Consider the following 20,599-nt stretch of genomic DNA (forward strand, 5'->3'; position numbering starts at 1 on the left):
GTTTTGGGATTGGGCCAACACCCTGCCAACTTGCCAGCCTGCCGACATGCGACATTCAAAACCTTCGCGCTCTTTGCGTCCTCTGCGGTTAAATATACTCACTTTCGGGCGAAGACGAGCTTCGACCCTACAGTTTGCTCGTCCGTCGGCCGTCGTTCGTCGCCCTTCGATACGCGGCTACGCCGCTACTCAGGACGCGATGTAGACGGTGGGCCGTCGGTTCTCGGTTCTTGGTTCGCGGTTCTTGGCGAGCGTTGCCCGTTGCCACGATGTATGGTACACTCGCGGCTTCATCAGGCAAAGGGGCGGCATGAGGCGCGATTCGACAACCTACGCGGCGCAGGCGGCCAACCCACGCGGTCCTGGCGCGCTGCCGCTGGGGGCGGGTTGGGCCGGCACGCTGGCTCGCCTGGCCGGCGCAATGCTCGCGGGCGCGCTGCTGATCGCGCTGGCCTACCAGTTTCCCGTCGCGCACGCAATCGATATTGGCGGCTACGACGCAGCCTATGTTCAGGGCTTTGGCGAGCCGCTGCGCAACACTGCCGAGCTGGCCGGCTCGGATGGCAGCGCCCGGCTGTGGGGCGTAGATGGCGCGCTGCTGCTGCCGCAGGCCGGCCTGCCCGCCGCACTCACGCTCCGCACGCGCTCGCCCGACGCCACGCCACGCGACGTGGTGGTGCTGCTGAATGGCGCGCAGGAGCTGGGGCGCTTTCAGGCCGGGCCGCAGTGGGAAGAACATCGTTTCGCAATCACGAGCGGCCTGCTGAAGCCCAACGATGTGGTGATCCAGCTGCGCGCCGCCGCACCGGGCGTGCTGCTCGACCGCGCCGAGTTTGCCGCTGGCCCGCTGCCGATCACGCCCTACCCGCCGCAGATCGTCTATGGCGCGCTTGCGGCTGGCATGCTTGCATTGCTCTTCACCCGCGCCCCGGCCGAGGCTGCGCCGCGCCGCACGATGTTCGCGCCTGGGTGGCGCATTTGGGCTGGCGCGACCCTGCTCGTGGCGCTGGCCTTTCTGCTGCTCGGTCGCGCCCAGCCGATCTATCCCTACCCGCTGCGCTCGCTCCTGCCCACGCTCGACGTGCTGCTGGCCGCGCTGCTGGCGTTTCGCTACGCGCCCGCATTGGCGCGCCGCCTGCCGGCCCTGCCCGACGCGCTGGCGCTGGGCGGTATTGGCGCGTGGGCGGCGGCGCTGCTCTTGGCCGGTCGCCAGCACCTTACGCTCTCGGTGCCGGGTGCCGAGAACGACTTTCGCGTGTTTGCGCTGCGCTCGGCGCACCTTGCCGGCCAGTTCCCGGCCGGCACCGCCGACCCCGCCCGCGATGGCGTGTTTCGCGCCGACGGCTTCTATAATCTAGGCTACCCGCTCATGCTCTGGCTCGCCCGCCCATTCGCCAGCGACAACGCCTTTCTGGCGGCGCGCGTGGTCGCCACGCTCAGTGGCGCGCTGCTGCTGCTGGGCGGCTGGCTGCTTGCGCGCCGCCTGCTTGGCCGCAATGGCGCGCTGCTGGCTTTGGTGCTGCTGGCGCTCAGCCCGCTGGTGGTGGAATATGGCCTCTACCTCGGCACCGACACACCATTTGCGGCGCTGTGCGTGCTGGCGCTGGCCCTGCTGCTGCCTGCGCGCGCGCCACGCATCTGGCTGCTGGCGCTGGCTGGCGTGGTGGGCGGCGCGGCCTTTCTGGTGCGCCACCCGGGCTTCTTGCTGCTGCCCTTCGGCTGGCTGGCGCTCTGGGCCGGCGCGCGCATCCACGCCGAAGCCCGCCCTGCCTTGCGCATCCACCTGATCGCCTTCACGCTGGCCTTTCTGATCGCCATTCTGCCACAGGTGCTTGTGAACCTGCGCGACACCGGCCAGCCGCTGTACAGCCAGCAGGCCAAGAACGTCTGGCAGGGCATGTTTGGCGGCGGCGACTGGGATCGCTGGGCGGGCGTGCGCAACGACATTGGCATCACCGAAGTGATCGCGCTCGATCCGGGGCGCTTTCTGCTGAACTGGTGGAACAACGTTCGCGGCTTCATTGGCACGGGCGGCGAAGATACCCGCGAGTTCGGGCAGGCTTTGCAGCTGCGCTTGCTGGCCTTTCCGGCAAACTGGCTGGCGCTTGGCGGCTTGCTGGCCTGGCTGGCGCTGCTGTTCGCGTCGGCGCGATGGGGCGAAGGAACGACAGTGGGAGAAGGTGAGACACGAGACACGAACAACATATCATCTTCACCCCTTCACCCTTTCACCCCTTCACCTTGTCTCGCTCCCTCCGTCTCCCCGCCGTTCATCTTCCTGCTGCTCTGGGTCGCGCTCTACGTCGCCGCGATCAGCGTGGGCCTGCCCTTGCAGGGGCGCTTTGTCCTGCCGCTCGCGCCGATCTATGCCGCTGCCGCCGCCTGGCTCGTTTTGCGGCTGCCGGGGCGCGCGCCGCTGCTGGCCGCGCTCCTTCTGCTGGCATTTCTGTGGGGCGGTTTTGCCACCGGCACGCAGTATGTCCTGCGCGCCCAGCCCAGCGCGTCTTCGCCCGGCCAGCCCGCCGACGAGCTGGCAATCATTCGCAGCGTGCAGGCGCGGGTACAGCCCGGCGAGCGCATCATTGTGCGGGCCGACCCGCGCGCGCCGGTGGGCAAATACTCGGCTATCGCGCACCTTGTGCTGCCTGCCCCCGCCGCCGACACGCCCGACGCATTGCGCGCCAGCGGCGCATCCTTCCTGATCTGGTCGTCTGCGCTTGGCCCCGCGCCCGCGCTTGGCCCGCCGCTCGATACGGCTGGCATCTATCAACTGTACCATCTATGACACACGTTTCCCTTGCCGCCGCGCAGCGGGTGCCGGCCGCCTGGCGCGCCGCTCTGGCGCGGATCGACTGGCCGCTCGTGCTGCTGGTACTTGCTGGCGTGGCGCTGCGCCTGTGGTTCATTGGCGTCAGCCCGCTCGACCCGCGCTTTTCCACCGCCGACGACGGCGATTATTTCCGCCGCGCGCTGCGCTTTGCCGCCACCGGCCAGTACATCGACGATAGCTGGCTGATCCGCCCGCCGCTGCATGTCTTCTTTTTCGCCTTCTGGCTGCGCATCGCGCTGCTGTTTGGCTCGCCCACGCTTGGCGTGCAGTTGGTCCAGTTCGCGCAGGTTGGGGTGAGCGCGCTGTCGATTGTGCTGGCCTTTGCGTGTGCGCAGCGCTTGTTCAGCAGCCGTCGCGCTGGCCTGTGCTTCGCCGCCTTTCTGGCGCTGTGGTACTCCTTTGTCGAGCAGCCCAGCGTCCTGTTCAGCGAGCTGCTCTACCTGACGCTGTTTGCGCTGCATTTCTGGCTCTTGCTGCGCTTCGACGCCAACAATCGCCGGCGTGACCTCGCGCTCTCGGGTGTGGCGCTCGGCGCTGCCTCGCTCACCCGCTCGCCCGCGCTTTACTCGGTGGCCTTTGTGCTGCTGTGGCTGTTTGTTCGCGCCTGGACAAGCGGCGATGCTATGCCAAAAGCATTCTTCGCTCGCCTCGGCGCGATCATTCGTCCTTCGTCCTTGGTCGTTCGTCAGGCTCTCGTTTTCGTCGCCTGCACGCTGGCGATTGTGCTGCCCTGGACGGCGCGCAACTACGTGCTCTACGGCCACGTCATCCCGGTCGATACGCTCGGCCAGGTCAACCTCTGGCTCGACCTCGACGCCGACAGCCAGCGCGAAGCGCATATCAACGCCCTGCGCGCCCTACCGCAAGCCGATCGCGCGCCCTACGCCATGGCCCAGGCCCGCGAAATCCTGGCTGCCGACCCCATGCGCCCGTTCGCGCCGATGTGGGGCACCTTCCGCTACATCTGGAAGGCGCAGTTCATCGAAGATTATTTCGTCAAGCGCGGCTTCTTCACGCGCCCGCTGCGCGAAACCGCCGCGCTGGGCCTGCCCGGCGACCTGCTCTGGTTCGTGTTTACGCTGGCTGGCTTTGCCGGGCTGGCGCGCCCGCCCCGCGAAGGCTGGCACAATCGCCTGTTTATTCTCGCCTGGCTTGGCTACTCCTTTTTCACCGTACTGCTCTTTCACGTCGAGCCGCGCTACCTGCTGCCGATCTGGTGGTTCATTGGGCTGTATGGCGCGTGGGTGCTGGCCGACTGGCTGCCGGGGCGCGTGCGAACGTTGGGCCGCGAGGGTTGGAAAAAAAGAATGCCAAACCCGGTGCAAGCCCTGCTCATGCTTGCATTCCTGGTGCTCTTGCTGAGCTACCGCGATTACCCGCAGATCATTGCGCGCGGCGCGGCGCGTGAGCGTGCCATGATTGCGGGCGACCGCGCCTACATGGCCGGCAATTACCCTGCCGCCGAGCAATCGTATCGCGCCGCGCTCGCCGCCCAGCCCGATTTCATCGACGCGCACACTAGCCTTGCGCTTGCGCTTGCCGCCGAGGGCCGCAGCGCCGACGCGCGCGCCGAGCTTACGCCCGGTGCCTCGCGCCGCAGCGATCTTGTGCGCGGCGCGCTCGCCCGCGACGCCGGCGACCTGGAGGCCGCGCGTGCACCGCTCGCCAGCGCCGAAAACCGTGCCGGCGAAAACATTCAGCGCTGGGCACTGGACTGGCTGCGCCCGCCCGCTACAAATTTCTTGCAGTTCAGCCAGGGCCTCGACCTGGGCTATATCGACGGTTTCAGCGGCGGGGAAGACGGGCCGGCTGGCACGTTTCGCTGGCTGAGTGGTTCGGGGCGCGTCCAGCTTCCTTTATCCCATCCACTCGCGCCCGGCAGCGAGGTGCTATTGCGGCTCACCAGCGGTCGGCCCGGCCCGGTGCCGCTCGACCTGTGGGCGGGCGATCACTGGCTTGGCCAGGTACAGGTCGCCAGCGGCGAGTGGCGCGTCTACCGCTTTGCGCTGCCGCCCGAGCTGGCTGGCACACAAACGCTCAGCCTGCGGCTCAGCGCGCCAACCTTTGTGCCCGCGCGCGACACGCCCGGCAGCGACGACGCCCGCGCGCTGAGCTTGATGATCAGCCAGCTTCGGGTACAATAGGGCGCCTGTTTACTGAAACAACAACGTGGAGATAGAACATAATGCCATCGCTTCCTACGCTGCTCGCCACCGACCTTGAAGGCGTGCTGGTGCCCGAAATCTGGATCGCCGTCGCCGAGCGCACCGGCATCGAGCGCCTGCGCCTGACCACCCGCGACATCCCCGACTACGACGAACTCATGCACGGGCGCATCGCGATTCTGCGCGAGCATAAGCTGCGCCTGGCCGACATCCAGGCCGTGATCGACACAATCGACCCGCTGCCCGGCGCGCAGGAATTCCTCGACTGGGCGCGCAGCCGCATGCAGGTCATCATCCTGTCCGACACCTTCTACGAGTTTGCCGCGCCGCTGATGCGCAAGCTCGGCCAGCCCACGCTGTTCTGCAACGCGCTCCAGATCGACGCGGGCGGCAGCATCGCCGGCTACGAGCTGCGCCAGCCCGACGGCAAGCGTCACGCCGTCGCCGCGCTCAAACAGATCAACTTCCGCGTCATCGCAATGGGCGACTCGTACAACGACACGACCATGCTCGGCGTGGCCGATCACGGCATTCTGTTCCGCCCGCCGGCCAATGTCATTGCCGAGTTCCCGCAATTCCCGGTGCATACCGAATACGCCGCGCTCCAGGCCGCAATCAGCGCGCTTGCCAGCGAGGCGTAGGGCGGGCAGGTGGCAGTGGGCAGGTGGCAGTGGGCAGGTGGCAGTGGGCAGGTGGCAGTGTTGCATGTTCAATCACAATACGAAGGCAGATATCACCTACGCACTACGCACTACGCACTACGCACTACGCACTACGCACTACGCACTACGCACTACGCACTACAAGCGTATCTTCGTGTCTTCGTGGTTACGGTCAACCCATAGTTTGCAACCCAACGGAGTGAACCTATGACCCTGATCGACGTCGAGCGCCCGCGCGCCGAGCCGGCCCCGCGCCCCGCCGCGCCACCGTGGCCGTTCAGCATTAGCATCGTGGTGCCGGCCATGAACGAGGGCGCAACCATCGCCCAGGTGCTCGGCGGCGTGCGCGAATACGTGCCCGATGCCGAGATCATCGTCGTCGACGACGCCTCGCGCGACAACACCGCCGCCGCCGCCGAGGCTGCCGGCGCGCGCGTGATCCGCCGGCCCTACAACATTGGCAACGGCGCGGGCGTGAAAACCGGCGTGCGCGCCGCCACCGGCGACGTGGTGGTGATCATCGACGCCGACGGGCAGATGGACCCAGCCGACCTGCCGCGCCTGCTCCAGTACATCGGGCCCTACGATATGGTGGTGGGCGAGCGCGACCGCAGCGGCCAGCAGAACACGCTGCGCTGGCTGGGCAACACCGCGCTCAACCGCTTCGGCACCTATCTCGTCGGCCTGGAAATGCGCGACCTGACCTCGGGCTTTCGCGCGTTTCGCCGCCCGGTGATGATGGAATTCCTCCACCTGCTGCCCAATCGCTTTTCATGGTCCACCACCAGCGCCATGGCATTTGCCAAGGCCGGCTACCACATCCGCTTCGAGCCGATTGAAATGCGCAAGCGCCAGGCCGGCCACAGCACCCAGAAGCTCCTGCGCAACGGCGTGCGCTTTGGCCTGATCATCCTGCGCATCGTCACGCTGTTCAACCCGCTGCGGGTGTTCTTCCCGATCTTTCTGGCGCTCGAATTCCTGGCACTCGCGGCCTACTTCTGGTCAATCGCCAACGGCGACCGCTGGCTGCACATTCCGCCTTCCACCGGCATCTTTTTTCTTGGCGGCATCATCATCTTCCTGTTCGGCCTGATCGCCGAGCAGATCGCCAGCCTGCGCTTCAAGGGACCCGAATAATGAACAAATACGCCCGCTGGGCCATTCGCCTGATCGGCCCGGCGCTGCTGATCATCTTCCTGTGGCGCAGCGATTTCAGCCAGCTCCTCGCCGGCCTGAGCCAGATCCGCATCGCGCCGCTGCTGCTCTCGCTGGCGCTGTTCCTGCCCTTTGTGGCGATCAAGGCCTGGCGCTGGAATGCGCTCATGACCGAGCTTGGCATGCAGCCGCCCACGCTGCGCACGTCCATGGCGCTGTATATGATCGGCCTGTACCTCGGCGGCACCACGCCCGGCCAGTCCGGCGATTTCATCAAGGCGTGGTATCTGCGCGAGCGCGGCCAGGCCCTTGCTCCCGCGCTATTCAGCATCGTGCTCGACCGGCTGTTCGATTTTGTGATTATGGCGCTGCTGGCGCTGCTCTCGCTGGTCGCCTTTCTCGACATCCTGCCCCAGTCGGCGCAGATCGCCACGGTCGCGTTTGCCGTGATCGTCTTTCTTGCCACGCCCGCGCTGATGGCGCGCGGCCCGCGCGAGTGGCTGTTTGGCATCCTTGCGCGTATCGCCCCGGCACGCCTGCGCCCCGCGCTCGAACGCTGGCGCGGCCAGTTTTCCGAGCTGAGCCTGCGCCCCGCGCCGGCTGCCAAGCTCATGCTGGCCTCGGTGCTCTCGGCCACCTCGACCATGCTGCGCATCTACTTGCTGTTTCAGGCGCTGCCGCTGGAGCGCGTGTCCGTGCTGACGATCGTCTCGTCCACCGCGCTAATCGCCATTTTGCAGGCGCTGCCGATCAGCTTCTCGGGCATTGGCGTGCGCGACGCAATCCTGATCGCGGTGCTGGCGCGCTACGGCTACCCGTCCGAGCTGGCGCTAATCCTGTCTGCGCTATTCCTGCTGCTCAACATCGAGCATATCATCCTGGGTTTTCTGGTGTCGCTGCGCTACCCGCTTGGCACGCCGCCCAACGCCGCCGCCGCCGAGCCAGCCGACCCGGCTGCGAGCTATGGCCAAGGGCCAAACAATTGAGCCACAGAAAACACCGAGATCACCGAGCAAGAAAACCAAACTTAGTGCCCTCTGTGCGCTCTGTGGCTCAACTGATCTGCTGTTCGTCGCTATTGGCCGATTGATTGTGTGAGAAAAAGCGTGATGATCCGATTGAAAATCGTGCTGCTTGGCTGCCTGTTTGCCACTCTGGCGCTGGCCGCCTGCGCGGGCAGTTCTTCCAGCACAACCACCGACACACAGGTTGTGGATGGCCTGACCTTCGCGCTTGAGCGCCCCAGCAGCATCACGCCGCTGCAAGACTACGAGCTTACCCTCACGCTCAGCGACGCGGCCGGCAAACCCCTCGACGGCGCGACAGTCTTTCTTGAGCAAGACATGCCGGGCATGCCCATGGGCTCAACCCAGCCGCTCGGCGAGTCGCTTGGCAGCGGGAAATACCGCATCAAAGGCGTGTTCACCATGGACGGCAAGTGGATTTTGAAGATACACGCAACCGTTGCCGGGCAGGATCATGTCGCCAGCTTCGAGCAGGTCGTCAGCCCCGCGAAATAGCCAACAGAAAAGCGCATCGAGGCGGTTTTAACCACCCCAATGCGCTTTTCGCTTTGATACTCCGCGTCGGCTTCAGCAAGCCAGGAAAATCCTGACCCCTGACTTCTGACTTCTGAGCCCTGCTTTACGCCGCCGGCACCACCAGGCTAAACGTGCTGCCCTCGCCTAGCTTGCTTTCCACCCAGATGCGCCCGCCAAACAGCTTGATCAGCGGCCGCACCAGCGAAAGCCCCAGGCCCGTGCCGCCAGCCTCAACCTTGAGCGGGTTTTCGGTGCGGTAGAAACGCTCGAAGATGCGCTCCAGCTCTTCGGGCGCGATGCCCACGCCCGTGTCGCGCACTTCCACCAGCGCATAGCGCCCCTTGGGTTTCAGCCCATCGTGCAAGTATGCGGGTATCGCGTCAATGCCCACCTCGCGCGCGTCGAGCACGATCTGGCCGCCGCGCGGCGTGTACTTCACCGCATTCGAAAGCACATTCCCCAGAATCTGGTTGAGCCGCCGGCCATCGGCCCGCACCAGCGGCAGGCCAGGCGGGATGCTGATCGACAGCTCAAGGTCGCGGGCTTGAATGGCGGACTGCAAATCGAGCATCACCGTGCTGATCGCCTCGGCCAGGTGCAGCGGGCGCAGGTCGACCTCGACACTGCCGGTTTCGATCTTGGTGATGTCGAGCAGGTCGTTGATGATCGAGATCATGCGCTCGGCGTTGGATTGAATGATCTGCAAAAATTCTTTTTGCGTATCATTCACTGGGCCAAGGCTGCCCATCGAGAGCAGCTGCGTGAAGCCCTTGATCGAGGTCATTGGCGTGCGCAGCTCGTGCGAGACGGTGCCAATAAACTCGGTTTTCAGCCGGTCGGATTCGACTTCGCGGGTGGTATCGCGGAACAGCGCCACCACGCCAAGCAGCGACTCCTTGCTGTTCAGCACTGGCCCAAGCGTCACGCTAATCGTGCGCGTGCCCATCTGGAATACGGTTGCAAAGGCGCGCGGCAGGCGCTGCGAGTCGATCGGATTGGCCAGTAGCTCCTCAACTGGCACCTCGTCGGCGCGGCGGCCCAGCAGGCGGCGCAGCAACTCGGGCAGATTCCAGATCACCAGTTCCTCGATTGAGCGCTCCAGAATGCGCTCGCAGGCCATGTTCGCCGTCAGCACCGAGCCGTCTTCGCCGCACACAATCACGCCATCCGAGAGGCTTTGCAGGATGGCCTGGCTCTGGCTGGCCTCGGCTTCCTGGCGCTGGAACATCTCGCTGCGGTGCATCAGCTCTTTTTCCAGCTCGGTGTATAGCTGCGCGTTGTTGATGCCAATCGCGATCTGGCCGGCCGAGGCGCTCAGCAGGCGCAGGTGGTCATCGTTGAAGTAGCCCACATCTTCGTGCGAAAGCTGCAGCACGCCCAGCACCTGGTGGTGCGCAATCAGCGGCACCGCAATCAGCGATCCGCTCGATTTGCGCGTGCTGCCCGGCATTTCCGGCAGCGTCATCCAGCGCGGGTCTTGGGTCACATCGGCAATGACGGCCGGGCGCTTGTTTTGCGCCACCCAGCCGGCAATGCCCTCGCCAATCGGGAAGCGCGTAAAGCCGCGATCATTGCTGCGCCCCAGCACCGCCCCGTCAATCAGCTGATCGAGCTCGGGATCGACCAGCATAATCGAGCCATATTGCACATTCACCAGCTTGGCCAGCGCGTTCAGCGAGGCCTCGATCAGCGAGGCGTGCTCGAGCGTGCTGCTGGTCTCAATCGCAATCTGGTTGACAGTTTCCAGCGTGTCGCGCTCCATCTGCAGCTGCTTGGTGCGCTCGGCAATGCGCTGCTCAAGCACCGAGTTGAAGCTCAGTACCTCGTTATACAGGCGCGTGTTTTCAAGCGCAATGGCCGACTGGCTGGCCACCGACATGACGAAATCCTGCTGCGAGCGGTCGCTGAGCGTGTTCGGGTCGGGGTCTTGCAGCGCGATCACGCCAATGGCCTGCCCTTGCGCAAGCATCGGCGCGGCGAAGATTGCGAAGCCCGGCTGATACCAGAAGCCCTGCCCCGCGCCACTCGGCGCTTCGTCGAACAGCACCTGCCGGCTGCCGAATGTTTGCACCAGCATATCATCCGCCGCATCGAGGCCGATCTGGGGGTGCGCGGGCACATCGTTGCATGCAAAGGTTTCGGCGTGCCAGTGGTGCGCGAGTGTGAGCGCGCTGGCTGGGGCATCGTAGAGCCAGATCGAGATGCAGGCGACTTCCAGCGTCAGGTGCAGCTGTTCGCCAACAATCGCAAGCTGCTGCGTCCGATCCATGGTTCCGGCCAGGCCCTGCGCAATCGTGTTGAGGTTGGAAACCTGCAGTGTGGTGCGGTCGGTGGCTTCGGCGTCGTGGTACAGGCTTTCGACCAGCAGCTTGGTTTCGGTCAGCTCGTGCTGCACGCGTTCGGCCGCGCGCGACCAGTGCGCCGACAGTTCAACCGTTGCCTGCTCGACAAGCTGATCGAGCTGTTCGACGAGCGTGGCCCAGCGCGAAAAGCCCGCTGCTTTGCTGGGGCGCTGGTCGGGCTCGTTCAGGCGATCCCAGGCGGCGCGACGCAATTGCAGCACCAGGCCAATGTAGAAGGGCAGCTCGGCCTCGTTGGCTTGCGTGCGCAGCATACGCACATGGCGCAGGCATTCGTGCAGCGGCTCCATGTCTTGCCCGGCCGCGCTGATCATCGCTTCGTAGAGTAAATCGAGCAGGAGGTTCTGCTCATCGGTGTTGGCAGGCACGCCGGGCGCGGCTTCCGGGGGCGCTTCGCCCGGCGAAGTCGCCAGCACAGGCGCGGCGGCAAGCGCATGCCAGCGCGCCAGCAGCTCGCTGCGCTGTTCCATCAGCCATTGTTGGAAGAGGGTGGTCATGCGTGCTCTGATGTTTTTATCACGAGGACCGTGGCATCATCACTCGTTTTGCCATACCCGGCCAGAATTTTGTCGGCCATTGTTTGGGGTGGCTGCCGGATGCTGATGCTGGTGTCCTGGGCGAAATGCTGCGAAATACCGTCGCTGTATAACACAAAAAGGTCGCCGGGATCGTAGGTGTAGTGCAGTTCCAGCAAGGTGGGCAAGCGAAAACCGAGAATACCGTTTTTCGAAATTGGCTTGATTGGCTGGCGGCTGTACACCTGAACGCCGATATTGCCGACGCCAATGTAGCTGGCCTGCGCCTGCGCGATGTCGAGCCGCACCACGCCGATCACCGCGCCGCGCGAGTTGTGCAGGGCCGTGTGCGCCTGGCGCATGAGCTCTTGCAATGGCATGTCGGGGTGCTTCTGGAGCGTATTGAGCGCCAGCTGGGCGGCGCGAGCCGCCTCGACCCCGCCGCCCAGCCCGTCGATCACTGAAGCGATGAGCTTGCCCTCGGCGTACTCCTGCACAAAATACATATCGCCAGAAACGGTTTGCCCTTGCTTTGCGCGGCACACAGCGCCCCATGAGCTACTCATTGTGCGTTGCCCCGTTCTGGCCGCGCTGCCGCTGGCTGAGCCATTTCACCGCGCGGATGGTGGTGCCGACGCCAACTTCTGAAGAAATTGCAAACTCATCGGCCAGGCGGCGCACGCCCGGCAGCCCGGCGCCAAGCGTTTGCGCGGTGCTGTAGCCGTCGCGCATTGCTAAGTCGATGTCGGGGATGCCCGGGCCGCTATCGCTGGCAGTGATGGCCATGCCCTGGCGCGTGTTATCGCTGATCGACGCCAGTTGAAGCTCACCGCTGCCGGCGTGCGCCAGCAGATTGCGTGTCAATTCGAGAATAATGATTTCAATGCGGGTTCGGTCGATGTCGCCAAACCCAATCGCTGTTGCTATATCGCGCCCGCGCCCGATGGCGAGGTACACATCCACCTCACGGCGAATGGCACAGGTGACTGTATGCATGAATGTACCCCCGAAGGCCGGCTATGCCTAGACTGTGGTATTACAGTTCGCTAACGGTCATAGCTGTTGTGTGCGGCCTTAGTGTACTGTGGCAAGCGATGTACGCGCCTGATCAAAACAGCAACAATCCGGGTACGGAACGATTCAGGCCGAATCGGATGCCGCGAGTGTGTGTCGTAGAGGCGTTTATGCGCGCGCGCCGCGCCAGTAGCGCAGGCGTTGGCGCAGATGGTCGATCGACCAGCTGGAGGGGAGGTATACGCCTTCGCCGGTGACGACGATTGTGCGCACATTGGTTGGCACGCGGCCATATGCGCGGATGATGCGGGCATCCAGCGAAGGGTGATAGTGTAAAATCACCGCTACATCGGCGTAGCGAACCGTGAGCCCATCATAGCCAAGCCAGAGCTGATCCATGGTCGTTACGATTGACGATTTACGATTTACGATTTGACGCTGGTGTCTCGTAAATCGTAAATCGCAAACCGTAAACCTTGCTAGTCGCCAAAGCTCACGCCAAGGCCGCGCGCGGTGCGGATCAGGTCGTTGTGCGGCCGCACCGTTTTGAGGTGGCCAATCACCGATTCGATTGGAACGGTGATGATGTCCTGGGCGCGCAGCGCGACCATTTCGCCGGTGATGCCTTCGTGCAGGGCGGTAACGGCGGCCGCGCCATAGCGCGTGGCGAGCAGGCGGTCGGCCGGGGTGGGCGAGCCGCCGCGCTGCAGGTGCCCAAGCACCACGCAGCGGCAGTCTTTCCCGGTCATCGCGGAAAGCTGGTCGGTCACGGCGAAGCCCACGCCGCCCAGGCGGCCGGGCGCGGTGTAGAAGGCCGTGCCGCCCTTGGGCATCGTGCCTTCGGCCACCACAATAATGCTGAATGTGCTGCCGTGCTTGTCGCGATCCAGGATCTTGTTCGCAACTTTCTGGATGTCGAACGGAATCTCGGGGATGAGAATCACGTCGGCGCCGCCGGCGATGCCGGAGTGCAGCGCGATCCAGCCGGCGTGCCGGCCCATTACTTCAAGCACCATCACGCGCTCGTGGCTGGCGGCAGTGGTGTGCAAGCGGTCGATTGCGTCGGTAGCCACCTGCAGCGCCGTGTCGAAGCCGAAGGTGCGGTCGGTGCCGGGCAGGTCGTTGTCGATCGTCTTCGGCACGCCGATGATTGGCGCGCCCATGCGCACCAGCTCAAGCGCAATGCCCTGCGTGCCTTCGCCGCCAATTGTGATCAGGCCGTTGATGCCCAGCCGCTGGATGTTTGCCAGCGCTTCGGTGTAGGGGTCGTTTTCGGCCCCTTCGATGTGCTTGCCGCCGAAGTGCCCTTTGTTGGTGGTTTGCAGCACGGTGCCGCCCATTGGCAGCAGGCCGCGCACATCGGCGCCCGTAAGCACTCGGTAGTCGGCATCGCCAAGCAAGCCTTCATAGCCGCGCTGGATGCCCAGCACTTCGTAGCCCAGGCCATTGCCCATTTTGACGACTGCGCGGATGACCGCATTGAGCCCAGGGGCATCTCCGCCACTGGTGAGCACCGCTAGCCGACGTCCCTTTTTCCCAGTCATTACCTGCCTCCATGTACGCATTGCGAGTTCAGCGTACCTGATCGCCACGGCAGCCCCAAGCCATCTGGCCGGGGCCAGAAACGTCGATGTTCCTATCGTGCGCCATGTGCGAGCATACTGGCGCCCATTATACACCAGCTAGCGGGTTTGGATATTGCAGTTTCTACATCCAGTCGTTGGTGGCGCGGCGCATTCTGCTGCGTTGTTTGCGCGTGTTTTGAAAGAACAGGCCACCAGCGTTTTTATGCAGCGCGGGCGAGATACGCCACCACTGCGCGGAGAAAGGCGTCGGCATAGGCGTGATCGGCCACGCGCGCGTCGTAGGCGAGTGTGAGCGTAGCGCCGAGACGCGCTGCAAGTGGCTCGTTGGCGGCAAGCACGGTGGGGCGCGGGCGGGCCGCGCCAAGCACAAGCGCGGCGGTGCTGGTGGCGGGCGGCTGTTGCCACTCGGCGCTGCTGGCGAAGAAGTGAAAGGTTGGCGCGGCGTCGGGCGCGGGCTGGGCCATGGCGCGCGCAATGCCTTGCAGGTTGCGATCCTGCGCGTCGGTGACCGTGCCGGCGTGCCCCGGGGTCTGGCAGGCGAGCTGCACCCGGCGCGGCACGATAATTCGGTCGCCATCCCACCAGCCATTCAGCAGCGGGTAGCGTATCAGTGCGGCGGCAATCGCCTGCGCCACGCAGGTGGCCAAATCAATAGCGAGGCCGCGCCGCGCAAAAATCGGGCCGAGCTGCTCACACAGCGCGGCGGCGGCGCTCAGGTCGGCGTGCATTGCCGTGAGCACGTAGGTGTCGGCGCGGGCGGCGAGCTGCGCCACCGGCGCGACAGGGTGCTGCGCTGGAACTGGGGTGGCAGGCGCGGCTGCTTCTGGCGCGGGCGCAACGGCGGCCAGCACGTCGGCGCGGGTGATGCGCCCGCCCGGCCCGCTGCCAAGCAGCGTTTCGAGCGCGACCTTGTGGGCGGCGGCAATGCGCCGGGCCAGCGGCGTGGCACGCGGCGTGCGTGGGGCGCGTGCTTCTTCAGGCGTGGGTGCATCGGCAGTGGCTTCTGCCTCAAAGGCGGCGATGCTTGCGCCAGCCGGGTGCGTGCTGCCTTCGTCGGTGGCGCGCGCCAGCACGCCGGATGCGGGCGCGGGCAGGGCGATCTCGGCGCGGGTGGTGAGAACTATCAGCAGCGGCTCGCCTGCGGCGACCTGCTCGCCGGGGCGCCTGAGCCAGCGCAGGATGGTGATATCGCCACCGCCAAACGGCAGCGCGGGGAGGGTGTATTCAGTCGACGTCATTGTCTTCTTTGTGTTGTAGCAGGGCTATGCGAAAGGACCAAAAACATCCACAGATGACGCAGATTACGCAGATAGAGACCTCAAATCTGTGTAATCGGCGTAATCTGTTGATACATCTCGTCCCTATTGCAGCGTTGATATAGCCCTGGCGCGGCGAATCGAACGATATTATACAATACAGCGGCGTGTGAGCATGTGAAGGAGCGGCGATGGACGTGCAGGAAACTGACCAGCCCGATTTTGATGCGCTGTGGGATTACAACAACCCGGGCGCGGCCGAGCAGCGGTTTCGCGCGCTCGTGGCACAGGCTGCGCAGAGCGGGAATCGCGACTACCATGCGCAACTGCTGACCCAACTTGCGCGGGCGCTTGGCTTGCAGCGGCGTTTCGCTGAGGCGCACGCCACGCTCGACGCGGCAATTGCACTTCTTTCTCCCAATCTTGCTGTGGCCGGTGTGCGCCACACGCTCGAACGTGGCCGCCTGTTCAACTCGGCTGGCGAGCCCGAAGCTGCGCGGCCGTTCTTTCAGGCGGCGTGGGAAGCGGCGCAGGCGGCTGGCGACGACGGCTATGCGGTGGATGCCGCGCATATGCTGGCGATTGTGTCGCCGCCGGCCGAGAAGCTGGCCTGGGAGCAGCGCGCGCTGGCGCTGGCCGAAACCAGCCCGCAGCCGCGCGCGCGCAAATGGCTCGGATCGCTCTGCAACAACATGGGCTGGTCGTACCACGCGCTGGGCCAGCACGAGCAGGCGCTGGCGATGTTCGAGCGGGCGCTGGCCGAGCGGCAAGCGAATGGCGACCCTGCGAGCATTGCGGTGGCGCGCTGGTGCGTGGGGCGTGGGCTGCGGGCGCTCGGGCGCTATGCCGAGGCATTGGCCGCCCAGCAGGCGCTAGCCGCCGACCTTGCGGCGCGTGGCGAGCAGGATGGCTATGTGGACGAGGAGCTGGGCGAGAATTTGCTCGCACTCGGGCGGGCCGAAGCGGCGCGGCCATGCTTTGCGCGGGCCTATGCCGCGCTGGCGGGCGATGCCTGGATGGCCGAGCAGGAGCCCGCGCGCCTGGCGCGATTACGTGAGCTTGCGAAGACAGACGACCAATGACGAAGGACGAATGACCAAAAAGAACTTTGGCCCTTCGTCCTTCGTCATTCGTCCTTCGTCTGCTTAATGGCTGCGCTGCTTGATCTCGTTCGTCAGCAGGGGCAGGATCTCATTCACATCGCCCACCACGCCGTAGCTGGCCACGCGGAAGATCGGCGCATCGGCATCCTTGTTGATTGCGACGATGGTGCGCGAGGTGCGCATGCCGGCGAGGTGCTGGATCGCGCCCGAGATACCACAGGCCACGTACAGCTTCGGGCTGACGGTCTTGCCCGTCTGGCCGACCTGATGCTCGTAGGGCACCCAGCCGGCGTCCACCACCGCGCGCGATGCGCCATACGCGCCGCCCACAGCCTCGGCCAGCGGCGGGATGAGCTTGAAGTAGTTCTCGGGGCTGCCCAGGCCGCGCCCGCCCGACACGATCACCGCCGCGTCGGCCAGGTTGACCGCGCCCTGCTTGGGGGCGACATTGGTGACCTTGGTGCGGATCTCGACGCCGGGCATGGCCTCGTTCACCAGCTCGCCGCTGCGGCCAGCCTGCTCGGCGGCTTCGGCAAAGCTCTGCTTGCGCACCGAGACGACGGCAGGGCGGGCCGCGCCAAACTGCAGCGTGTTGATCACATTGCCACCGTGCGAGGGCCGCAGCGCGCTGATCTGCCCGCCCTCAAGCGTGACGCTGGTTGCGTCTGCCGCCAGGCCCACGCCCAGCTCGGCGGCCAGCGCCGCGCTGAAATCGCGCATCTGGAAGGACGCGCCGGTCAGAAACAGTTGCGGCGCATACTTTTGCGCCAGCGCCGCTGCCGCGCCCACAAAGCCATCGGTGGTGTACTGCGCCAGCGCCGCGTCGTCGACCACATAGGCCTTGTCGGCGCCATAGGCGAAGGCGCGCTCGGCCAATGCGCCGACGCCCGAGCCCAGCACCACGGCGGCCAGCGGCGCACCGGCGGCATCGGCAAGCTGGCGACCCTTGCCGAGCAGTTCGCGCGAAATGGCGGCAATATTGTCGGCGTTGCGCGCTTTTTCGATCAGCACCCAGATTTCGTTCGACATCTATGTCCTCCGTATGCAGGTTGCAGGTTCGCACGTTTGCAGGTTGCAGGTTGACTCATCGCAGCACAACGGTTTGCTTCGATGTGCGATGGAAAACATTCCAACGTTCCAACCTTTAACCTGCAAACATCAAATAACTTGGCCTTCCAGCAGCTTCTCGACCAGCTTGCGCACTTTTTCGCCCACGTCAGCGCCTTCGATCATCTCGCCCCTGGCGCGTGGCGGCGGCGGCACCCGCGTGGCAATGCTGGCAGCAGTGCCGTCGGCGCTTACGCCCAGGTCGGCCGCGCCCCAGGTTGGGATCTCGACCTTGGCGACCTTCTTGATGCGCAGCAGCGAGGGGTAGCGCGGCTCGTTGATGTCCTTCACCACGGTTGCGACGGCTGGCAGCTTCGCCTCAACCGTTTCGATCTGCTCTTCCAGGTGCCGCTCGGCCGTCAGCGTCTTCGCGCCCTCGTCGATGCCAAGGAACTTGCCGACATAGGTCACCTGCGCCCAGCCGAGCGCGCGCGCCAGCGCCGGCCCAAACGCGCCCGACTCGTCGTCGGTCGAGTTGCGGCCCGCCAGCACAAGGTCGACATCGCCAAGCTTCTTGATCGCGGCAGCAACCACGCGCGCCGCGCCAAGCACATCCAGCTTCTCAAAGCTCGGGTCGCTCAGCAGCAGCGAATCGGTTGCGCCCATCGCCAGCGCGCGGCGGATCTGCTCTTTCCACGCATCGGGGCCAAGCGAAAGAATCGTGACCTTGCCGCCCAGCTTCTCGTTCCATTCGAGCGCTTCTTCGACGGCATACTCGTCGAACAGGTTCATAATCTGCTCGATCCCCTCGGCGTTGATGCTCAAATCACCATTGATTTTCACCGAGTTGTCGCGCGGGACTTGCTTCATGCAAACAACGATGTGCATGACATTCTCCTCTTGAATGAAACCATATGACGCAGTGCATTATACCATCGGCAGTCGTGTTGTACAATGAAGAAAAGGTAACGTGGGTGTCAGGGTCGGCAACTGTGCCGCATGCCCCGCTTATTCCCAGTCTTCGGCGCTGTAGGCGGGCAGCTCGCGGCGCAGCGGCTTGTTTTCGCGGGTGCCAAGCGCAAAATCGGCTTGCAGCAGCTCTTGCAGCTCGCGCGTCCCCTCGTAAATAATCGCGCCACGGGCATTGCGCAGGTAGCGCTCGACCGGGTATTCGTCGCTGTAGCCATACGCGCCATGCACCTGTATCGCGTCGTCGGCGGCCTCGAAGCTGCTGACGGTGGCGTGCCACTTTGCCAGCGTGGTTTCGCGGGTGTTGCGGCGGCCCTGGTTTTTCATCCAGCCAGCGCGGTACACCAGCAGGCGGCTAGTGTCGAGCTTGCGCACCATATGGCTGAGCATGCGCTTCACGAGCTGGTGGTCGGCAATCGGCACGCCAAAGGTCTGGCGCTCCTGGGCGTACTTGAGGCTGGCTTCCAGGCTGGCCTGGATCAGGCCGGTGGCGCCGGCCGCCACGGTGTAGCGCCCGTTGTCCAGCGCCGACATCGCAATCTTAAAGCCTTCGCCTTCTTCGCCCAGCAGGTTGGCGGCCGGCACGCGCACATCCTGCAGCACCACCGAGCCGGTGTTGCCCGCGCGCACGCCCAGCTTGCCGTGGATCGGGTGGCTCGACACGCCCGCAAACGCGCGCTCGACAATAAAGCACGAAATGCCACGGTTGCCCTGCGAGCCGTCGGTTTTCGCAAACACCAGGAAGTGGTCGGCAACGTCGGCCAGGCTGATCCAGGTTTTTTCGCCATTCAGAATGTACGAGTCGCCGTCCTTGCGCGCGGTGGCGAGCATCGCGCCCGCGTCGGTGCCGCTGTTCGGCTCGGTCAGGCAGTACCCGGCGAACTTCGTGCCTTCGGCCTGCGGCTTGAGGTATTTCTGCTTCTGTTCTTCGCTGCCCCACTGCAGCAGCGACAGCGAGTTCAGGCCGGTGTGTACGCTCAGCACCACGCGCAGCGCGCTATCGACGCGCTCCAGCTCTTCGCACACCACTGCCAGCGCCAGGTAATCCATGCCCGCGCCGCCGTAGCGGGCCGGCACACAAATGCCCAGAAAGCCAAGCTGGCCCATTTTCTGCAGCAGTGGGCGAATGTGCGTGCGCGTTTCCGGGCCTTCCGCGCCCGCGCCGCTGCGATCCCACTCGCGGATGTAGGGCGCAACTTCCTTCTCGGCAAAATCGCGCACGGTTTTGCGCAGCAGCTCGTGCTCGTCGGCAAGGAACATGTCGTAGTTTGCGGTAAAGTCCATACAGCCTCCTCTTGGGTTTGCGGGTTTCAGGTTTGAAGGTTGCAAGTTCCAGGTTGGAAAGTTAGCAGGTTCTTGGTTCTCGGTTTTGCGGTTCTGTGGTTCTCGGTTCTGCGGTTCTTCGGTTCTCGGTTCTGCGGTTCTTCGGTTCTTCGGTTCTGCGGTTCTTCGGTTCTGCGGTTCTGCGGTTCTTCGGTTCTTCGGTTCTTGGTTCTCCGCTTCCTACCCCGGCGCGTAGCCCAGCGCCCGCGAGATGCGGCCCGCCGTGGCCACCACTGCCGGCGCAAGGTCGTTCGCCAGCCGCTCGGCGCTGATGCTGCTGACCGGGCCAGAAACATTGATCGCCGCAACAGCGCGCTGCGTACGGTCGCGCACCGGGGCGGCCCCGCCGCGCAGCCCAATCGCCAGCTCCTGGTCGCTGAGCGCATAGCCCTGCTGGCGAATCGCCGCCAGCTCATGAAGAAGCGCGGCGCGGTCGGCCAGTGTGTGCTCGGTCAGGCGGGCCAGCTCGGCGCGCTCCAGCCGCGCCAGCAATTCGGCTTCGGGCAGGTCGGCCAGCAGCACCTTGCCCAGCGAGGCCGAGTGCGCCGGCAGGCGCGAGCCAATGCCCAGCACCATGCCCACGATTGCGCGGTTGCGGATGCGGTCGATGTAGATGATATCGAGGTCGTCGAGCACAGCCATGCTCACGGTTTCACCCAGCTCCTGCGCAAGCTGCTCAAGAAATGGGCGCGCAAGCTGCTGCAGATCGAGGCCCGCCAGCGCGGCGAAACCGAGCTGGAAGACATGCAGGCCCGGCCGGTAGCGGCGCGTCGCGGCATCCTGCTCAAGGTAGCCAAGCTGCTCCAGCGTGGCGATGATGCGAAAGGCGGTGCTTTTCGCCAGCCCAAGCTGATCGACGATTTCCTGAAACGAAAGCGCCGGCCGCGCCGCCGTGAAGAGCGAAAGCACCTCAAGGCCGCGCGCCAGCGCCTCAATTGTATACCGCGACCTCGTTGTCGTTTCGGTTGGTTTCATTAGAAGAAACTCGGTTTTGCTAAATGAACATGGCTAGTCTACCACCGCCCGCGCCGCCTGTCAATCGCGCCCTAATTATGGTGTAGCATGTGCGCCAC

Annotated in this window: 17 protein-coding genes; 7 read left to right on the top strand and 10 right to left on the bottom strand. The window is 64.9% G+C overall.

Annotation, left to right across the window (positions count from 1 at the left end; all coding sequences use genetic code 11):
• Nucleotides 1-310 precede the first annotated feature (310 nt).
• From M1P90_RS33945 to M1P90_RS33970, 6 genes are all read left to right on the top strand, one after another.
• On the top strand, nt 311-2,785 hold the full coding sequence (locus tag M1P90_RS33945) for a glycosyltransferase family 39 protein (RefSeq protein WP_483700314.1): 2,475 nt from the start codon (nt 311-313) through the stop codon (nt 2,783-2,785).
• Nucleotides 2,782-4,974, top strand: a complete 2,193-nt coding sequence (locus M1P90_RS33950) for a glycosyltransferase family 39 protein (RefSeq protein WP_483700315.1) — start codon at nt 2,782-2,784, stop codon at nt 4,972-4,974. Before M1P90_RS33945 ends, M1P90_RS33950 begins: the two co-directional genes overlap by 4 nt.
• A gap of 41 nt (nt 4,975-5,015) precedes the next feature.
• Entirely contained in the window at nt 5,016-5,636 is a 621-nt protein-coding gene (gene thrH / locus M1P90_RS33955) for a bifunctional phosphoserine phosphatase/homoserine phosphotransferase ThrH (protein ID WP_483700316.1), read from the top strand.
• A gap of 228 nt (nt 5,637-5,864) precedes the next feature.
• Entirely contained in the window at nt 5,865-6,794 is a 930-nt protein-coding gene (locus M1P90_RS33960) for a glycosyltransferase family 2 protein (protein WP_483700317.1), read from the top strand.
• On the top strand, nt 6,794-7,798 hold the full coding sequence (locus M1P90_RS33965; protein ID WP_483700319.1) for a lysylphosphatidylglycerol synthase transmembrane domain-containing protein: 1,005 nt from the start codon (nt 6,794-6,796) through the stop codon (nt 7,796-7,798). The genes M1P90_RS33960 and M1P90_RS33965 overlap by 1 nt, the downstream gene beginning before the upstream one ends.
• Before the next feature lie 123 nt (nt 7,799-7,921).
• Nucleotides 7,922-8,332 (top strand): FixH family protein, encoded by a 411-nt coding sequence (locus tag M1P90_RS33970; protein WP_483700320.1) that lies wholly within the window; start codon nt 7,922-7,924, stop codon nt 8,330-8,332.
• 124 nt (nt 8,333-8,456) lie between these two features.
• Here the strand turns inward: M1P90_RS33970 and M1P90_RS33975 are convergent, their stop codons facing one another.
• From M1P90_RS33975 to M1P90_RS34000, 6 genes are all read right to left on the bottom strand, one after another.
• A complete protein-coding gene (locus tag M1P90_RS33975) occupies nt 8,457-11,210 on the bottom strand; it encodes an ATP-binding protein (protein ID WP_483700321.1) in 2,754 nt (917 codons plus the stop codon).
• Nucleotides 11,207-11,794 (bottom strand): PP2C family serine/threonine-protein phosphatase, encoded by a 588-nt coding sequence (locus tag M1P90_RS33980; RefSeq protein WP_483700322.1) that lies wholly within the window; start codon nt 11,792-11,794, stop codon nt 11,207-11,209. The genes M1P90_RS33975 and M1P90_RS33980 overlap by 4 nt, the downstream gene beginning before the upstream one ends.
• Nucleotides 11,787-12,224 carry an anti-sigma regulatory factor gene (locus M1P90_RS33985; RefSeq protein WP_483700323.1) on the bottom strand — a complete coding sequence of 146 codons (438 nt, stop codon included), beginning with the start codon at nt 12,222-12,224 and terminating at the stop codon, nt 11,787-11,789. Before M1P90_RS33985 ends, M1P90_RS33980 begins: the two co-directional genes overlap by 8 nt.
• 186 nt (nt 12,225-12,410) lie before the next feature.
• Nucleotides 12,411-12,641: a hypothetical protein gene (locus M1P90_RS33990; RefSeq protein WP_483700324.1), complete on the bottom strand. Its 231-nt coding sequence runs from the start codon at nt 12,639-12,641 to the stop codon at nt 12,411-12,413.
• Nucleotides 12,642-12,721: 80 nt separating this feature from the next.
• Nucleotides 12,722-13,786 (bottom strand): 6-phosphofructokinase, encoded by a 1,065-nt coding sequence (locus M1P90_RS33995; protein ID WP_483700325.1) that lies wholly within the window; start codon nt 13,784-13,786, stop codon nt 12,722-12,724.
• Nucleotides 13,787-14,028: 242 nt separating this feature from the next.
• A complete protein-coding gene (locus M1P90_RS34000; protein WP_483700326.1) occupies nt 14,029-15,066 on the bottom strand; it encodes an E3 binding domain-containing protein in 1,038 nt (345 codons plus the stop codon).
• Nucleotides 15,067-15,275: 209 nt separating this feature from the next.
• Here M1P90_RS34000 and M1P90_RS34005 point away from each other — a divergent pair, with 209 nt between their 5' ends.
• Nucleotides 15,276-16,166, top strand: coding sequence for a hypothetical protein (locus M1P90_RS34005; RefSeq protein ID WP_483700327.1), 891 nt, complete (start codon nt 15,276-15,278; stop codon nt 16,164-16,166).
• Nucleotides 16,167-16,229: 63 nt separating this feature from the next.
• Here M1P90_RS34005 and M1P90_RS34010 read toward each other — a convergent pair whose 3' ends face one another.
• The 4 genes from M1P90_RS34010 to M1P90_RS34025 form a co-directional block, all read right to left on the bottom strand.
• Nucleotides 16,230-17,216, bottom strand: a complete 987-nt coding sequence (locus M1P90_RS34010) for an electron transfer flavoprotein subunit alpha/FixB family protein (protein WP_483700328.1) — start codon at nt 17,214-17,216, stop codon at nt 16,230-16,232.
• Nucleotides 17,217-17,345: 129 nt separating this feature from the next.
• The gene (locus tag M1P90_RS34015) at nt 17,346-18,122 is read right to left on the bottom strand and encodes an electron transfer flavoprotein subunit beta/FixA family protein (protein WP_483700329.1); all 777 of its coding nucleotides are present in this window, start codon (nt 18,120-18,122) and stop codon (nt 17,346-17,348) included.
• Nucleotides 18,123-18,242: 120 nt separating this feature from the next.
• Nucleotides 18,243-19,487 carry an acyl-CoA dehydrogenase family protein gene (locus M1P90_RS34020; protein WP_483700330.1) on the bottom strand — a complete coding sequence of 415 codons (1,245 nt, stop codon included), beginning with the start codon at nt 19,485-19,487 and terminating at the stop codon, nt 18,243-18,245.
• A 219-nt stretch (nt 19,488-19,706) separates the two neighbouring features.
• Nucleotides 19,707-20,501 (bottom strand): IclR family transcriptional regulator, encoded by a 795-nt coding sequence (locus M1P90_RS34025; protein ID WP_483700331.1) that lies wholly within the window; start codon nt 20,499-20,501, stop codon nt 19,707-19,709.
• Nucleotides 20,502-20,599: the final 98 nt, after the last annotated feature.

Source organism: Kouleothrix sp. 19917, from assembly GCF_057073505.1.

Coding starts and splice junctions, on each gene's coding strand:
- M1P90_RS33945 (WP_483700314.1), top strand. CDS start 311: ATGAGGCGCGATTCGACAACCTACGCGGCGCAGGCGGCCAACCCACGC.
- M1P90_RS33950 (WP_483700315.1), top strand. CDS start 2,782: ATGACACACGTTTCCCTTGCCGCCGCGCAGCGGGTGCCGGCCGCCTGG.
- thrH (WP_483700316.1), top strand. CDS start 5,016: ATGCCATCGCTTCCTACGCTGCTCGCCACCGACCTTGAAGGCGTGCTG.
- M1P90_RS33960 (WP_483700317.1), top strand. CDS start 5,865: ATGACCCTGATCGACGTCGAGCGCCCGCGCGCCGAGCCGGCCCCGCGC.
- M1P90_RS33965 (WP_483700319.1), top strand. CDS start 6,794: ATGAACAAATACGCCCGCTGGGCCATTCGCCTGATCGGCCCGGCGCTG.
- M1P90_RS33970 (WP_483700320.1), top strand. CDS start 7,922: ATGATCCGATTGAAAATCGTGCTGCTTGGCTGCCTGTTTGCCACTCTG.
- M1P90_RS33975 (WP_483700321.1), bottom strand. CDS start 11,210: ATGACCACCCTCTTCCAACAATGGCTGATGGAACAGCGCAGCGAGCTG.
- M1P90_RS33980 (WP_483700322.1), bottom strand. CDS start 11,794: ATGAGTAGCTCATGGGGCGCTGTGTGCCGCGCAAAGCAAGGGCAAACC.
- M1P90_RS33985 (WP_483700323.1), bottom strand. CDS start 12,224: ATGCATACAGTCACCTGTGCCATTCGCCGTGAGGTGGATGTGTACCTC.
- M1P90_RS33990 (WP_483700324.1), bottom strand. CDS start 12,641: ATGGATCAGCTCTGGCTTGGCTATGATGGGCTCACGGTTCGCTACGCC.
- M1P90_RS33995 (WP_483700325.1), bottom strand. CDS start 13,786: ATGACTGGGAAAAAGGGACGTCGGCTAGCGGTGCTCACCAGTGGCGGA.
- M1P90_RS34000 (WP_483700326.1), bottom strand. CDS start 15,066: ATGACGTCGACTGAATACACCCTCCCCGCGCTGCCGTTTGGCGGTGGC.
- M1P90_RS34005 (WP_483700327.1), top strand. CDS start 15,276: ATGGACGTGCAGGAAACTGACCAGCCCGATTTTGATGCGCTGTGGGAT.
- M1P90_RS34010 (WP_483700328.1), bottom strand. CDS start 17,216: ATGTCGAACGAAATCTGGGTGCTGATCGAAAAAGCGCGCAACGCCGAC.
- M1P90_RS34015 (WP_483700329.1), bottom strand. CDS start 18,122: ATGCACATCGTTGTTTGCATGAAGCAAGTCCCGCGCGACAACTCGGTG.
- M1P90_RS34020 (WP_483700330.1), bottom strand. CDS start 19,487: ATGGACTTTACCGCAAACTACGACATGTTCCTTGCCGACGAGCACGAG.
- M1P90_RS34025 (WP_483700331.1), bottom strand. CDS start 20,501: ATGAAACCAACCGAAACGACAACGAGGTCGCGGTATACAATTGAGGCG.